The organism is Clostridium algidicarnis DSM 15099, from assembly GCF_002934235.1.
Lineage (GTDB): Bacteria > Bacillota > Clostridia > Clostridiales > Clostridiaceae > Clostridium_L > Clostridium_L algidicarnis.
In genome coordinates this window covers 15112-31284 of record NZ_PTIS01000004.1, presented here as the reverse complement: position 1 = coordinate 31284, position 16173 = coordinate 15112, and the positions used below count along the sequence as shown (strand labels likewise).

At 29.7% G+C, this 16173-nt stretch carries 13 protein-coding genes and 1 other annotated feature; of the genes, 6 read left to right on the top strand and 7 right to left on the bottom strand.

The genetic code is table 11. The annotated features are described in order from the left end of the window. Positions 1 to 92: 92 nt before the first annotated feature. Complete coding sequence (locus tag BD821_RS04475; protein ID WP_104409506.1) at positions 93 to 1994, top strand: type I glutamate--ammonia ligase; 1902 nt, start codon at positions 93 to 95, stop codon at positions 1992 to 1994. A gap of 156 nt (positions 1995 to 2150) precedes the next feature. Beyond that, positions 2151 to 3254, top strand: coding sequence for an HD-GYP domain-containing protein (locus BD821_RS04470; RefSeq protein WP_104409505.1), 1104 nt, complete (start codon positions 2151 to 2153; stop codon positions 3252 to 3254). 122 nt (positions 3255 to 3376) lie between these two features. Here the strand turns inward: BD821_RS04470 and BD821_RS04465 are convergent, their stop codons facing one another. Beyond that, positions 3377 to 3652 (bottom strand): hypothetical protein, encoded by a 276-nt coding sequence (locus BD821_RS04465; protein WP_104409504.1) that lies wholly within the window; start codon positions 3650 to 3652, stop codon positions 3377 to 3379. A gap of 171 nt (positions 3653 to 3823) precedes the next feature. On the opposite strand from BD821_RS04465, the gene BD821_RS04460 reads away from it, so the two are divergent. Further along, entirely contained in the window at positions 3824 to 4783 is a 960-nt protein-coding gene (locus BD821_RS04460) for an alpha/beta hydrolase (RefSeq protein WP_104409503.1), read from the top strand. A 118-nt stretch (positions 4784 to 4901) separates the two neighbouring features. Then, on the top strand, positions 4902 to 5114 hold the full coding sequence (locus BD821_RS04455) for an alpha/beta-type small acid-soluble spore protein (RefSeq protein ID WP_029451593.1): 213 nt from the start codon (positions 4902 to 4904) through the stop codon (positions 5112 to 5114). Positions 5115 to 5192: 78 nt separating this feature from the next. On the opposite strand, the gene BD821_RS04450 is transcribed toward BD821_RS04455, so the two are convergent. The 3 genes from BD821_RS04450 to BD821_RS04440 are packed head-to-tail and all read right to left on the bottom strand — an operon-like array spanning position 5193 to position 8536. Beyond that, positions 5193 to 6605, bottom strand: a complete 1413-nt coding sequence (locus BD821_RS04450; protein ID WP_104409502.1) for a sensor histidine kinase — start codon at positions 6603 to 6605, stop codon at positions 5193 to 5195. Positions 6606 to 6610: 5 nt separating this feature from the next. Continuing rightward, a complete protein-coding gene (locus BD821_RS04445; RefSeq protein WP_029451596.1) occupies positions 6611 to 7300 on the bottom strand; it encodes a response regulator transcription factor in 690 nt (229 codons plus the stop codon). 15 nt (positions 7301 to 7315) lie between these two features. Next, positions 7316 to 8536 (bottom strand): hypothetical protein, encoded by a 1221-nt coding sequence (locus BD821_RS04440; RefSeq protein WP_104409501.1) that lies wholly within the window; start codon positions 8534 to 8536, stop codon positions 7316 to 7318. A gap of 207 nt (positions 8537 to 8743) precedes the next feature. On the opposite strand from BD821_RS04440, the gene BD821_RS13630 reads away from it, so the two are divergent. Next, complete coding sequence (locus BD821_RS13630; RefSeq protein ID WP_242971460.1) at positions 8744 to 10069, top strand: sensor histidine kinase; 1326 nt, start codon at positions 8744 to 8746, stop codon at positions 10067 to 10069. Between the two features lie 178 nt (positions 10070 to 10247). Here the strand turns inward: BD821_RS13630 and BD821_RS04430 are convergent, their stop codons facing one another. Next, positions 10248 to 11714, bottom strand: coding sequence for an NADP-dependent glyceraldehyde-3-phosphate dehydrogenase (locus BD821_RS04430; RefSeq protein WP_104409577.1), 1467 nt, complete (start codon positions 11712 to 11714; stop codon positions 10248 to 10250). 300 nt (positions 11715 to 12014) lie between these two features. After that, positions 12015 to 12228 (top strand) — a binding site (T-box leader). A gap of 152 nt (positions 12229 to 12380) precedes the next feature. Here BD821_RS04430 and proS point away from each other — a divergent pair. Then, on the top strand, positions 12381 to 13817 hold the full coding sequence (proS, locus tag BD821_RS04425; protein ID WP_104409500.1) for a proline--tRNA ligase: 1437 nt from the start codon (positions 12381 to 12383) through the stop codon (positions 13815 to 13817). Positions 13818 to 13911: 94 nt separating this feature from the next. Here the strand turns inward: proS and BD821_RS04420 are convergent, their stop codons facing one another. Next, positions 13912 to 14172, bottom strand: a complete 261-nt coding sequence (locus BD821_RS04420) for a pro-sigmaK processing inhibitor BofA family protein (protein WP_104409499.1) — start codon at positions 14170 to 14172, stop codon at positions 13912 to 13914. A 214-nt stretch (positions 14173 to 14386) separates the two neighbouring features. Next, complete coding sequence (locus BD821_RS04415; RefSeq protein ID WP_104409576.1) at positions 14387 to 16108, bottom strand: Na+/H+ antiporter NhaC family protein; 1722 nt, start codon at positions 16106 to 16108, stop codon at positions 14387 to 14389. Positions 16109 to 16173: the final 65 nt, after the last annotated feature.

Below are 16173 nucleotides of genomic sequence, written 5' to 3'. Positions count from 1 at the left end.
ATTATAATAATATTATTCTTATATCATTTTGTCTATTTTAAAAGAAAGGATGTGAAATGTCTATACTTTAATTAAGGTATAGATAAAATTTTATGAAAAATGACCTAATATTTTTAATTCCAGAAACTTCTCATAATGAAACTTCGTTAAAATCAATAATTAACAACCATCCAGAAATACGATTCATATCCTTAGTAGGTATCGATCTTGCTGGAAATGATACCGATGAGCGAATTCCAATAAAAGCCTTTTTAAATGATTTAGATACATTCTTAAATGGAGTTGCAGCACAAACTGATGGATCCTCTGTTACTCTACCGGGTATAGCAAGCTTAAACAATGCTAAGATTGACATGATGTGTGATTTAAACTGCAACTGGTACATAGATTATAATTATGAAAACATAGATCCAATTTGTAATAAACCAATAGGAACTCTTAGAATACCTTGTTTTCTATATCATAATGGAAATCCTGTAGATTCAAGACACATTTTAAAAAGATCTATTGATTACTTCAAAAGTACTATTCTAAGTCTGCTTTCAAAAAATCCTAACAGCCTTTCTTCTCATGGCATATCCTTTGAAGACATTGAAGATATTAATGTAACTTCCGCTACTGAATTAGAGTTTTGGGTTAAAACTCCAAATGATGAAGCTGAACTTGAAGAGCTTTCTACATCTCAAGTATTGCATGAGCAATATTGGACTAGAACGAAAGGTTCTGTAAGAACTGCCTTAGAACAAAGTCTTATGCTTATGGATTCTTATGGTTTAGAACCTGAAATGGGACATAAAGAAGTAGGTGGAGTCAAAGCTAAAATAGATGACCTTGGAAACCTTACTCACATAATGGAGCAAATGGAAATTGATTGGAGGTTCTCTACTCCTATTCAAGCTGCAGATAATGAGCTATTAGTTAGAAATATAGTAAGAGAAACCTTTAGACAAAATGGCCTTGACGTTACCTTTCTAGCAAAGCCTATAGATGGAGTAGCAGGAAGTGGGGAACATATTCATGTAGGTATTTGTCTTAAGTTAAAAAACGGAAAGCTCATAAACTTATTTGCATCTAACAAAAATCACTTTTTAAGTTCTATAGGCTATGGTTCACTTATGGGTATCCTTAAAAATTACGAGATAATAAATCCCTTCATATCTTCTACTAACGATTCGCTTAAAAGGCTTAAGCCAGGATTTGAAGCTCCTATATGTATAACAACCTCCTTAGGTGTTACAATTGAAGTGCCCTCAAGAAATAGAACTATTTTAATAGCTCTTATAAGAGATATTATAAATCCTATGGCTACAAGATTTGAACTTCGTTCACCTAATCCACATACAAATACTTATATTGCAATATCCGTTTTATACATGAGTATGATCGATGGCATAAAATATGCTTTAGAAAATAATAAAAACGAAGATGACTTATTAGCTGAACTTTCAAAGTCCCCCGGCGAGCCTTCTATATACCTAGAAAAAGAAAGAGCTTATCGTACAGAGGAAGATGTATTTGATTTCTTTTGTGAAGATGAAAGAATAAAGTACTTTGGTAAGGCACCTGCAACTGTTTATGAAAATCTAAAAGCTTTTGAAATGTATCCAGATAAATTAGATGTCTTAAAAATGGGAAATGTATTTAATGATTCAATTATAAACAGCTTTAAAATTTCTGTTATAGAAAGATGGGTTACAGAAATAAAAAACCGAATAATAAATAGCTATATGGATGAGATACGTTCTTATAAAATGTTGCACTCTTTAGATAAAGCTTTAGATCTAGATGTAACAAATTGGATGAATGTAAATGAATTACGCCATTACATAATGAAAGACAGTTATTCTAATAGATGCTTATTTACAAAAATAAAGAAGTCTATAATAGATAAAAATTATTCATCTGTATCAGATTTTCAATTAGAACTTGAAGATAAAATGAATTTACTCAGAACCTTATATACAAATTATAGGAGAAATCTTTTAGATGTGTAAGTAATTTACATGGATATTAATACACTTTCAAGGTATAATCTTATTAATTACCTATTATATTTAGTAATTCATAATATTATATAATTACTACTTTTGCATAACCTAAAACAATAATTTACATAGTGGTATAATATAATTTTAATGGGGTGTTTAACAATGAGACTTATTCCTATAGAGTGTGTTAAGGAAGGTACTTATTTAGCTAAGACTATATTTGATAACGAAGGACGTCCCCTACTTCGTGAAGGGGCGAAGCTTTCCAATAAAATTATAGAAAAGATAAAATCCATTCAAGTATATTCTCTTTATATAATTGATGAGTATAGCGATATGGAAATAGATGATATTATAAAACCTGAACTTAGACAAAAGGCTATAACATCAGTAAAAGAAACCTTTTCTAGTCTAGATAAATTTTCAAAATCTTCACCTTCTAAGTACAGCAATAAATTAATAAAAGAAAGAGAATTATACTTTGAATCAATATATGATGTTGCGGAAGAGTTATTAGATCAAATTTTATCAGACAATCATGTTATGGTGCACTTAGTAGATATAAAGAGCCTAGATAACTATACCTATCAACATTGCGTTAACGTTGCAGTACTTTCCCTTATATTAGGTATTCAACTTCAACTAAATAAATATGATCTTTTAGATCTTTGTATAGGAGCATTAGTCCATGATATAGGTAAATCTTTTATACCTACTACTCTTTTATTTAAAGAAGGTCCTTTAACGAAAGATGAACTTTTAATAATGAAAACTCATACTACATTAGGCTATGATTATCTTAGAAATATCTCAGGAATTTCAGCAAAATCTCGTATAATATCTTTGCAGCACCATGAATGGTATGATGGCACTGGTTATCCTGAAAATAGACGTGGTGAAGAAATTAATAAATTTTCTAGAATAGTATCTATAGCTGATGTCTATGATGCATTAACTTCTGATAGACCTTATAGAAGAGCTTTAAGTCCCAATGAAGCTATTGAATACATTATGGCTAATTCCTCTACACAATTTGATTATGAAATAGTAAAAGCCTTTTCTAGAGTTATAGTACCTTATAGTAAAGGAACCTTAGTTAAGCTTAGCAATGGAGATATAGCAGTAGTTGAGGATACGCTTCCAAACTTTCCTTTAAGACCCAATATAAAAATAGTAAAAAGTTCTGATCCTTCTAGAAATGGGCTAAAAATAAAACTAGTAAAGAGTTTATCACTAGTTATAGAAAATATTCAATATACAATTTAAACTTTTATATCTTCTTTTGGGAATGTGAAAATGCATTCCCATTAAAAATATAATCATATTATATTTTTAGCAAATAAACAGGTTTTAAATCTATAATTATAGTAATCTAAACTTGTTAAATCTTACATCATAGAAAGAGAAATGTTATCTTTACTTAATATTTCATAACTATACATAGGTGTATTAGAAAATGGATTGTTTTTTACTATATCTTCTGCTTCATTAATATCTTTAGCTCTAAATATCATAGTTCCACCATTTTTATTGTATACCCCTGCACAAACTAGATATTTACTATACTTTAAATTAACTGCCTTACTTTCATTATTTAATTCCTTCCTTAATCCTAAATCCATCTTATAATTTATCTTTACAAACAACCCACTCTTTTTCTTCATAAACCTAGCCTCCTAATAAAAATATGGAATAAAACCCCATGACACGAACCTATGTTTTTATTATATTGAATATATGTTCTTACGTCAATGGATTTTTATACTTTTAACATTGTGTTCGCGTTAAAGATAGCCTTTAATTTATCCAATACGTATAGATAGTAGGTGATAAAAATGAAAAATAAAAAGACAACTATATTCGTTCTTTTACTTGTTTTAATACTGGTGCCTATTATAATAGTGTATTTATTAAGAGGTCCTAGAAACTTTATTACAAATATAGACGAAAATCCTAAGGTTTCTGAATCCACAGTTCATTTAGGTGAAGAATATCTAGATATATCTTACAAAGTCTTAGAAAAAGAAGAATTAACACTAGATTTCTATGCACCTTCAAAATCCAACAAAACCACTTGGCCGCTTATTATTTATATCCACGGTGGAAGCTGGGCATTTGGAGATAAGTCTATTGATGATAGTTTTATTCCCATCTTAAATAAGTTAAAAGAAAAAGGCTATGCTATAGCTAGCATAAATTATAGACTTTCTTCATCAGATTCAAGCTTTCCATCTCCAGTAGAAGACTGCAAAGATGCAATTCGCTGGTTTTATAAAAATAAAGATATTTATAATATAGACACGGATAATATAGGACTGCTTGGTGTTTCTTCTGGTGCTCATTTAGCACTACTTTCATCATATAGCAACGAAAATGATTTTATTGGAGATGAAAGTCTTTCTTCATATAAAAGTAATATAAAATATGTTATAGATTATTCCGGTCCAACAAACTTTGATATAAATGATATTAGATCATCAGATGAAACTTCTATGAGTATTATTAAAAATCTTTTAGGTGAAGATAATATATATAAAGAGGATTTATTAAATCTTGCAAGTCCCATAAATTATATAGATTCAAATTCTACACCTACATTAATAATACATGGAGAAAAGGATTCAACAGTACCTATAGATCAATCAATAAAATTATATGAAAAAGGCATAGATGCAGGAATGAATATAAATTTACTCAAAGTGGCTAATGGTGATCATTCCTTATCTAATATAGATTATATAGATATGATAAAAATTGCTACGGAAACCTTACGATTTATTGAAAAAAATAAATAAGACATGAAATAAAATCATAGACTAGAACTTATTGGATTAATTGCATTTAACTTTATAGTTTATAAAATCTAAATCAGCACATAATAAGGTTACAAAGCAAATAAAGGAGGAATGTAAAATGGCAAACAATAATAACACTAGTTCAAACAGATTGGTGGTACCTGAAGCAAAACAAGGGTTAAACAAATTCAAGATGGAAATTGCAAGTGAACTTGGTTTAACTAATTACGAACAAACTGATAAGGGTAACTTAACATCAAGACAAAATGGTTCAGTAGGTGGAGAGATGGTTAAAAGAATGGTAGAATCTTATGAACACAATATAAAATAATAATTAATACCATGATTTTTAACTAATCAAAACTAAAACAACCTAAACTAAATTAAGTTAAAGGTGAGAAATTCATATTCATGAATTACTCACCTTTAATTTTATCTTTATTTCTGTACCCTCTCCATACTTGCTAACAATATCTAAACTTCCTCCATGAAGGCTTATTATCTCATCACAAATAGAAAGTCCAAGACCATTTCCATGTTTACTAGGATCTACCTTATAAAACTTTTGTTTTACTTTTGATAAATCTTCAACCTTTATACCTATTCCATTATCTTTGATGATTATTACCACAAATCCATCTTTTTCTTCAGCTTTTATATGTATTTTCCCTTGCCTTTCTATAAACTTCATAGAGTTATCTAATAAATTTATAAAAACTTGTTTTAATCTATTCTTGTCCCCTTCTATTATAGGCAACCTTGGTATTTCATAAATTAATTCTAAATCATTTCTTTTCGCCCTAGGACTCATTTCTAAAATTATATCTTTTAATAATTCTTCTATATCAACATCTCCTAAGTTTACTTTCATCTTTGAAGATGCGAACTTAGAAAAATCTAATAATTCATTTACTAATAGACTAAGTCTTTTACTTTCTTGAATTATTATATCTAAAGCCTTCTCTCTTTGATTCAAGTCAGTAAACTCTTTTAACTTTAAGGTAACAGCCCATCCCTTTATAGATGTAAGCGGTGTTTTAAGTTCATGACTTATTGATGAAATAAATTCATTTTTCAACTTTTCATTTTTCTTTATTTCTTGAGCCATATAATTTAAAGTTTCTGCCATAGTTCCAACTTCATCTTCGTAAATCTTTTCTAATGTAACATCATATTTCCCATTTGCCATATCCTTAGCTACATTTGTAACCTTTTTTAAAGGATTTGTTATAGTGTTAGAAATAATTAAACTTAAAATTGTCGTTATTACCATAACAATAAATACTACACTTATAATTAAAAGGGCTATTCGATCTAAAAGCTTATCTACCATATCCATAGAACTTACAACTCGTATAACTGCTATTATATTAGAATCTATTTTTAAAGGTGCTGATACTGACATTATCTTGTTAGATGAATAGGATCCGTCAGGTTTTCCTACCCAAACAGCAGTCTCATCTACTAAGGCCTTTTTTATATCTATATATTCTAACTTGGTTCCAGGAATAATGCCAAGATCATCCCATATAACCCTACCTTCTTTATCTAATATTTGAACTTGAACATCTAAATTAGAAAAAAAGTTTTCTTCTAAATCCTCATAAACTCTTTTAACGTCAGAATCATTTAGATATTTAGAATAAAATTTTGTAGATAGATTAACCTGATCTTTCAATATGGTTTCCATGGCTTTATAATAATATCCTCTTACACTTATCCAAAGTAACAATCCTAATAGGGATATAGTTATTAATATAGTTATAAAATAATAGCTTATTATTCTAAATTTTATACTTCTAAATCTTTTTAATTTATTCATATATCTTAAACCTTTTTAAAGCGATATCCATAGCCCCACACAGTTTCTATGTACTTTGGCTTTGAAGGATCCTCTTCTATCTTTTCTCTAAGTCTCCTTATATGAACATCAACAGTTTTTATATCTCCATAAAAATCCTCACCCCAGATATTATCTAAAAGCTCATCGCGACTAAATGCTCTATCTAGGTTATACATAAATAATTTAATTATTTGGAACTCTTTTAAAGTAAGTTTAACTTCATCCTCTTCTATAAATACCTTTTGTGATCTGTCATCAAGAGATAAAGGACCGTTAAATACTATCTTTTCCTTATCTTCCTTTGTAGCTCCTCCACTTCTTCTTAGAATAGCCTTTATCCTGTATATAAGCTCTGTTGGATTAAAAGGTTTAGTTATGTAATCATCAGCACCTAATTCTAACCCTATTATCTTATCCATATCCTGATTTTTTGCTGTTAACATTATTATTGCAACCTCAGGGTTATCTTTTCTTATCAACTCACAGGTTTTATAACCATCTATGCCTGGAAGCATTATGTCTAAAATTATAAGATCTAACTTCTCTTTTTCACAAATAATAAGTGCTTCTTCTCCCGAACCTGCTTCCCTGACTTCAAATCCACTTATATTTAAGTTTATCTTTATAAAACTTCTTATGTTTTCTTCATCCTCAACTATTAATACCTTACTCATTAAATCACCTCTTTATTATTTGTTATTTATCTCTTTTGACAAAGGGTAATATATTACTTGTTTTAAAATATTTGATGTAGGATTTTCAGAAAAGGAATCATCTAAAGATAACTTTTCAAATTCTTCAATTGCATACTTAAAGCATTTTTCTGATTTTACCTTATCACCTAATCCTTTATATGCTACACCAAGCTCATAATATATATCTATTGTAGAATATTCTTTAGGTTCATTATAAAAATAATCATTATCGTTTAATGATCCTATATTCTTAATCTTATTTAGTATATCTGTAGCCTGACTGTACTCTCCTAATCCATTTAAAGCTTCCGCTTTTAATATCAAAAACTTATAGTATCCCACTTGAATTGTAGGTTCTCCATTTTTATCCTCTTTACTCTTAAATACTTCATTTAAAGATTCTAATGCCTTAGTGTACTGCTTTGATTTTATTTGAGACTCTATATAATAATACCAAATTAATTCATTATTCATTTCTTGAATTAATTCGCCTTTATAATATTCAACATTTTTTGTATAATAATCATCATAGAAATCTTCTGCTGCATAGAATTTTTCACCATCAAATCCTATAACATAGCTACTGTAATCTTTGTTAAATTCATTAACTTGTGCTCCAAACACAAGGTTTTTATCTTCCTCTTTATCTGGAGTATTAATTATCTCCATCCTGTTCCATCTACCCATAGAAACTTCTTTAACATTATCATCTTTAAAATCATATAGATAAAAATCTGTACCGGCATTACCAGAAATTAAATAACCTACTAAAAGTCTTTTATCCTCCTTATTCTTAACAGTTAAAGTTTTTAATGTTGATATAGAATTCCCCTCTAATGACCTTTCATATATCTTTACCCACTCACCACTGTTTTCTTTTAATACAAAAAAGCCTTTTTTAAAATTAGAATCATCTTTAAAAAGCACTATAAGCTCATTATTTAAATCTCCATCTACATCTATAGATACTATATTCTTTTTACCAGAAGTTTTACTTTCTTCTAGTAGCTTACCACCTTTAGGCATAAATTTTTGCACTAATATCCTTAATTTATCTATATCCACACTATCTATATCTTCAAAATCTTCATTTGCCGAAAGCTTTGGTGAGCTTATAAGTGAAGATGGCACATCATAAAAATCACAGCCTGAGAATATAAATGTTAATGATAGCACAACTAAAATTCTAAACAATCTTTTAGAATTACTTATCAAAAAATCACTTCCTATATTATAAATCTATTTATACAAACATAATACCATATTAATTTTAAAAATAGTTTATAAAAGTATTACATATTTTATCTTTATCTTTAGAGGATTTTGAAATTATATATCGAATTAAGCATTATGTAACTTATATTTATTTCAAAGTTACACACGTATTTTGTTAACTTTATAAATGCTTTAAGGAGGATACATATGATTTGTACTTTTATTTCTGTGCTCATTAATATCTTTTTAATTACTTTTATCGCCTATTTAATTTACGCGCTTAAAAATCTAAAATCCACAAAAAAAAGTGAGCTTTATTTGAAAAGCATCTTAGAAATTTTAGATGAAGATATAACACTAGTTACTAGTAGTGAAAGCATTTATTATTATAATCATAAATCTATAAATAACTTTATTAGTACAATGGATAATAATAATAATAATAATGATTCTGGTAATTCATCTAAAGTTGTAGGTTTACAAGAATTTAAATCTCGATTAAGCAATGATGACCTAATAAATCTTGATAAAGTTATATGTGGCTCTCTTAATAGTTATAAATTCCAACAAAATCTTAATTTCCACGGAAATATAAACAATTTTGAAGCTTATCATATAAAAGAGACAAATTGTACATTGCTTATATGCAGTAATGTCACTTCCTTACATAATCTTCAAAATACAATCCACGAAATGGAACATAAGTGTGAGTTTAATTGTTCTAAAATAAAAGATATTATTGAAAAGGATAAATGTAAGACGGAATTTTTAGCCAATGTATCTCATGAGTTAAGAACTCCAATAAACATAATCTTTAGTGCTGTGCAGATGCTTGGATTAAAACCATCTTTGTCTAATGATACTGACTTATCTTTTGAGCGTTATAATAAGATGATAAAACAAAATTGCTATAGACTACTAAGGCTTATAGATAATCTAATAGATATAAGTAAAATAGATGCTGGTTTTTATAACATTTCTATCAAAGATCACGAAATAATAAAGATAGTTGAGGATATAACATTATCCGTTGCTAATTATATAGAAGATAAAAATATAGAACTTATATTTGATACAGAGTTAGAAGAAAAGGTAATAGCTTGCGATCCTGATAAAATAGAAAGGATCGTTTTAAATCTCCTTACAAATGCAGTTAAGTTTACCCCAGAAGGTGGTTCCATATTTGTAAACATATATGATAAGGATGATTATATAGCCATTTCAGTAAAGGACACTGGTATAGGTATCCCTGAAGATAAAAAAGATATTATCTTTAAACGATTTTGTCATTCAGAAAAATCTTCTCACCTTAACTCTTCAGGAAGTGGGATAGGTTTGTCCTTAATAAAATCTCTAGTTGAAATGCATAAAGGCAACGTTCATGTATCAAGTTCTTATGGACACGGTTCAGAATTTACAGTAAATCTTCCTTGTGCATTGTCAAATAACTTAAATACCAAACCAACCTTTGAAAGCTGCCAAACGCAAAATATAGAAAAAATAAACATAGAGTTTTCTGATATATATTCTTAAAATCAAATTAAGATTCTATTCATATAAAGAAAACGTTGATGAATAATTGCATATAGACTGGATTAAAGGTTACCTTTTAATATGAATATTTTACTTATAAACTAAAAAGAAATGTCTCTTTATATAAAAATAAAAAGACATTTCTAAATATATATAAGTATACATTACTTTACATTTATTATTCTACATTATTAAGATTAAAAACTACCGCCTTTGGTCTAGACATAGCTTCTATAGAGTATCTAATTCCTTGAATACCCATACCTGAGGACTTAACTCCAAGGAATGGGAAATGATCTGGCCCTCTTTCAGGTTTATTATTTATTTGTACTGTTCCAACTTCTAATTTATTTGCTATATAAAAGGCCTTATCTATATCTTTTGTAAATACAGAGCTTTGTAATCCATAATCAGATTCATTTGCTATATTTATAGCTTCATCTATGGACTTAATTCTTATTATAGGAAGTATAGGTCCAAAAGGTTCTTCCCATGCAAGCCTCATATCTAATGTGACGTTATCATATAAGGTTGGATATACTAAATTTCCGTCTCTCTTTCCTCCAACTAAAAGCTTAGCGCCTTTTTTATCTGCATCCTCCATAAGGCCCATAACAAAATCTGCTGAAGCTTTATTTATAAGTGGTGTTATTATTACCCCTTCTTCTCTTGGATCGCCTGCCTTTAATTTGCTTATTTTATCTTTTAACTTTTCTACAAGCATATCTGCTACAGATTCCATAACTAATACCCTCTTAACAGCAGTACACCGCTGTCCTGAATATGAGTAAGCCCCTGAAACTATATTATCTACCGTTATATCTAGGTCTGCGTCCTCAAGTACAATTGCTGCATCTTTACCTCCTAATTCTAAAAGCAAAGGCTTCATTGTAGTTATCCTTGATATATGCTGTCCAACCTCTGTACTCCCTGTAAAGTTTATGAAATCAACTTCTTTATGAGTTACAGAATAATCTCCTATTTCACTTCCTCTTCCTGTAACTGTATTTAATACCCCCTTAGGAAGTCCTGCCATGTTAAATACTTCTGCAAGGTATAATGCTGATATAGCTCCTTGTGTTGGTGGTTTTAATACCACAGAATTCCCTGCCATAAGTGCAGGAGCTATCTTAGATGCAGATAAGTTTACCGGATAATTAAATGGGGATATAGCAAGAACTACTCCTAGAGGTACTCTTGTAACAACCGAAATCTTATTTCTCTTTGTTCCAGGAAAACTATCTCCTGGAATTGTTTCTCCTTCTAAGCTTTTTGCTGCATCTGCAGTAAATCTAATATAATCTGCACTTCTTTGAATTTCAGCTATAGAACTCTTCATATCCTTTGCAATTTCCATTGTAAGTATTTCTGCAAGTTCCTCTGCCTTTTCATATAAGATATCTGCTACCCTATTTAATATATCTGATCTTCTGTTAACTGGAACCTCCTGCCACAGAAGCTGAGCATCTTTCGAATTCATAATAGCTTTATCTATATCATCTTTATTCATTGACTGTATCTTACCCATAATGTTATTATCTACAGGAGAAAAAATCTCGGTGTATTTACCTGACTTACTTTCCTCCCAATATCCATCATAAAGATTCTTGTATATTTTATTTTTATCTTTTAAATTTTTAAATATGTCTTTCGCCATATTATCATGTCCCCTTCATCTTTTGATTTAATCTGTATATTTTGCTTTTACACATATATCTTTTTGAAATTAGTTTTTCACTACTTCTAATAATTATTCAAGTTTCACCATATTACTTTTTATAAAAATATAGACTTCTATGTGTTGCGTGAGGAATTATATTTTGGCAAATATTGAATAAATGTTATTCTATAGTATTTATCCTTACTATGAAGCAAATCTTTATATTGACTTTTTTCAACTTATAACTTAATATTTTAATTAAATGATTATAACTTTTTAATTAAATATATGGCTATGAAAAGGATAAGTAAAAATATTCACTTCTTCACAGAAAAGAAACTTAAGATGAAAGGTTTCTAAGAACATATTTTGAACCAACCTTAGAGCTCTGTACCGAATCTTAGTAGGCTACAGCGGAATTCTTCCGTTATAATAAAGAGAGAGTATACCTTTTAATGGTGTACTAATTAGGGTGGTAACGCCGACCATGGTCCCTTCATTATATGAATAGGATCTTTTTTTGTTGTTATAGATGTATTTAGAGGTTAAAATTATACTAGATAAGCCCTTAAGTTTACTTTATTGAATTAACTTAAATATCTAATAAATCAATATTACTTATTAAATAAATTAACTATTGGAGGTAAATATATGAGTAAAAATAAAAAATTCGTAGAATCCATAACTCCTATGTCAGAAGACTTTGCTAAGTGGTATACAGACATAGTAAAAAAAGCTGAACTAACAGACTATTCAACTGTTAAAGGGTGCATGATAATAAGGCCTTATGGCTATGCAATTTGGGAAAACATACAAAAGGAACTTGATAGCAAGTTCAAGGCTACGGGTCACGAAAATGTATATATGCCACTATTTATACCTGAAAGTTTACTTGAAAAAGAAAAAGATCACGTTAAAGGTTTTGCTCCTGAAGTGGCTTGGGTTACCCATGGTGGTGATGAAGAGTTAACGGAAAGATTATGTGTACGTCCTACTTCAGAAACATTATTTTGTGAACACTACTCAAAGATAATTCAATCTTATAATGACTTACCAAAGCTATATAACCAGTGGTGTTCTGTAGTTAGATGGGAAAAAACAACTCGTCCATTTTTAAGAACTACTGAATTCTTATGGCAAGAAGGTCACACTGCTCATGCTACACAAAAAGATGCTGAGGAAGAGACTATAAAGATGTTGAATGTATATGCAGACTTTTGTGAAAATGTTCTTGCAATGCCTGTAATTAAAGGTAAAAAGACCGAAAAGGAAAAGTTTGCAGGAGCTACATCTACCTATACAATAGAAAGTTTAATGCATGATGGTAAAGCACTCCAAAATGGTACTTCACACAACTTTGGAGATAACTTTGCAAAGGCCTTTAACATACAATACACAGATAAAAATGGTACACTTCAATATGTTCACCAAACCTCTTGGGGTGTTACTACAAGACTTATAGGCGCTATAATAATGGTTCATGGAGATGATAGTGGACTTGTGCTACCTCCAAAGATAGCTCCAATTCAAGTTGTTATAGTACCTATTGCTCAGCACAAAGAAGGGGTCCTAGACAAAGCTCACGAATTAAAGGATAGAATTTCTAAGGTGGCTTCAGTAAAACTTGATGATTCAGATAAGATGGCAGGTTGGAAATTCAATGAATATGAGATGAAAGGAATTCCTGTTCGTTTAGAAGTTGGACCAAAAGACATTGAAAATAACCAAGTAGTACTAGTAAGAAGAGATACTCGTGAAAAACTAGTAGTATCAATAGATGAATTAGAAGTTAAACTAGAAGAATTATTAGAAGATATACAAAGGTCTCTTTTTGAAAAAGCAAAGACTTTAAGAAATGAAAAGACTTATTCAGCTACAACTATGGAGGAATTCAAAGAAATAGCTGATACTAAACCTGGATTTATAAAATCTATGTGGTGTGGAGAAACAGCTTGCGAAGAAAAAATTAAAGAAATAGCAGGAACTTCTTCAAGATGTATGCCTTTTAATCAAGAAAATTTATCTGATAAATGCGTATGTTGTGGTAAAGATGCCACTCATTTAGTATATTGGGGAAAAGCTTATTAATACTAGACTGTCATAACTTTAAAAGCTCGGTATATCCTATTTAAGATATATACCGAGCTTTTATAAAAGTAATCCATTTAAAATTATTTTATCCCTATAAAAAGTTTTTAAATATCACTAAAAATATTACCCCTGGAACACCAAAGAATCCCGCTATTAACGCTGTTACTGCATTAATACCCACTGTTACTCCAAAGTGTCCTCCAATAAAGTTAACTAATAATAAAGTCAATGCTCCAAGTACACCATTGATGATTAATTTAAATAATATCTTTAAAGGCCAGGAAAATAACTTAACTATTATAAATAATAATATTAAAGCTACAATGAACGCAATTGCACTTTCAATTACCATAATATCTCCTTAATCATTATAAGGAGCTCACCGCCTTTCAACTAACTTGCTTTTAATTATTTCTTATCATATTATATTATAATTAAAAGTTAATATGATACTTCTAACTATATAATACCATATTTATAAAATAGCATAAACAGGTTTCTATACCTAAACTAACATTTTACTAGCTATAAGTTTAAAAACCTGCCTATATTAAATCTTATATTCTTTATTTAGATTCTTTAACTTCTACAGGTTTTCCTATTAAATATACAAGCGCCCCTAATATAATTACATCTACAGGCAAAACTATATAAACTGGAACGTTTAACCCTACAGGTATATATCCAAATATAACTGCAAACATTGCTACAAATATAGCATACCATATTTGCGTCTTAGTATGATCTAAGTGGTCGCACCCAGACCCCATAGATGAAAGTATAGTTGTATCTGAAATCGGAGAGCAGTGATCTCCAAATATTGCACCTGTAAGTACTGCTCCTATGCTCATAATAACAAACTTTGGATCTGATGACATTGAGCTTGCTAGTGGAATTGTAAGTGGCATTAATATACCCATAGTTCCATAAGCAGTACCTGTTGCAAAGGATATTATTGATCCTAAAAGAAATATAAGAGCAGGTAATAAAAACTGTGGTATAGTATCTGATAATAATGATACTAAATATTTTGCTGTACCAAGTTCCTTTATAACGCTACTTAATGACCAAGCTAATAATAAAATAACTCCAGTTATAATAAGTGACTTCATTCCACCCACCCATATATCTATGGCCTCACCTATTTTAAATATCTTTTTAGAAATACCCATTATTATAGCTACTATAGATGCAAGTAAGGCTGCTTGAAATATAACTATAGATGCATCTGCATTTCCAAAGGCGCTTTGTATAGCTCTTATTGAAAGTGGAGATGAAGTTATAATAGACTGTGCTACCGCATCTTCCCCTGCCATTATTGTCACATATCCATTATAATAAAACCCTGCAAAGGCTCCTATAATGAGAGTTCCTATAGGAATTATAGCATTCCATATACTAAGCTTTATACCTTCTTTTGGTTCCATCTCATCCGCATTTTCTACTAACATAGGATTTGCTGTATCACTCATAACCTTGCCTGTTGTTCTAGCTCTTCTTTCAGCCTTAAGCATAGGCCCAAATTCTCTTAAAAATATGGCAGTAAATAGAGTAAATAAAAGTATAAATATATTATAAAATCTATAAGGTATTGTAGATATAAACATTCCAAAAGCATCAACTTCTTGCCCTATTGCTAAATATCCATCTTTTATTAAACTTAGTTCATATCCAATCCAAGTGGATATAAGCGCAAGCCCTGCAATAGGAGCTGCTGTGGCATCAATTATAAAGGCCAGTTTCTCCCTTGACACCTTCATGCTATCCGTTACTGGTTTCATTATAGGCCCTACTATTAATGAATTTGCATAATCATCAAAGAACACAAGTAGACCTAAAAACCAAGTTATGACTTGAGCACTTATTGGACCCTTAGCCTTTTTAGCGAGAGCTTTTGCAACTGCCTTTGTTCCGCCCATCTTTGTTATAAGTGCTATAAGGCCTCCTATGGTTAAACATTGTAATATTATGCCTGCATTCCATGGATCTGCTAAAGAATTAAGTACATACTTTACCAAATCTAAAAAGGAATAAAATAAGGCCATAAATATGTTAAGTCCATTTAAATTAAGTAAAAAACATCCTACTAAAACTCCTAAAAATAAAGATATGACTACATTTTTAGTTATAAATGCTAATACTATTGCCACCACTGGTGGAAGCAAGGTGAATATACCTAGCCTTATGGAATTTATATCCGCAGTTTCAGACACTTCTGCCGCTAAAACCACTGTAGATAATATACAAATAAACATAACCGTCATTAACAAAATTCTTTTGTTTTTTATTTTCATGATAAACCCTCCCCGTTTTTATGTGAATACTTGGAAGGTAGATTTAATAAATATCAATG

Excerpts from the sequence above, each read along its gene's own strand:
- BD821_RS04455 (WP_029451593.1), top strand. The coding sequence starts at position 4,902 with ATGGCAAACAATAATAACACTAGTTCAAACAGATTGGTGGTACCTGAA.
- BD821_RS04465 (WP_104409504.1), bottom strand. The coding sequence starts at position 3,652 with ATGAAGAAAAAGAGTGGGTTGTTTGTAAAGATAAATTATAAGATGGAT.
- BD821_RS04460 (WP_104409503.1), top strand. The coding sequence starts at position 3,824 with ATGAAAAATAAAAAGACAACTATATTCGTTCTTTTACTTGTTTTAATA.
- BD821_RS04475 (WP_104409506.1), top strand. The coding sequence starts at position 93 with ATGAAAAATGACCTAATATTTTTAATTCCAGAAACTTCTCATAATGAA.
- BD821_RS04420 (WP_104409499.1), bottom strand. The coding sequence starts at position 14,172 with ATGGTAATTGAAAGTGCAATTGCGTTCATTGTAGCTTTAATATTATTA.
- BD821_RS04445 (WP_029451596.1), bottom strand. The coding sequence starts at position 7,300 with ATGAGTAAGGTATTAATAGTTGAGGATGAAGAAAACATAAGAAGTTTT.
- BD821_RS04470 (WP_104409505.1), top strand. The coding sequence starts at position 2,151 with ATGAGACTTATTCCTATAGAGTGTGTTAAGGAAGGTACTTATTTAGCT.
- proS (WP_104409500.1), top strand. The coding sequence starts at position 12,381 with ATGAGTAAAAATAAAAAATTCGTAGAATCCATAACTCCTATGTCAGAA.
- BD821_RS13630 (WP_242971460.1), top strand. The coding sequence starts at position 8,744 with ATGATTTGTACTTTTATTTCTGTGCTCATTAATATCTTTTTAATTACT.
- BD821_RS04450 (WP_104409502.1), bottom strand. The coding sequence starts at position 6,605 with ATGAATAAATTAAAAAGATTTAGAAGTATAAAATTTAGAATAATAAGC.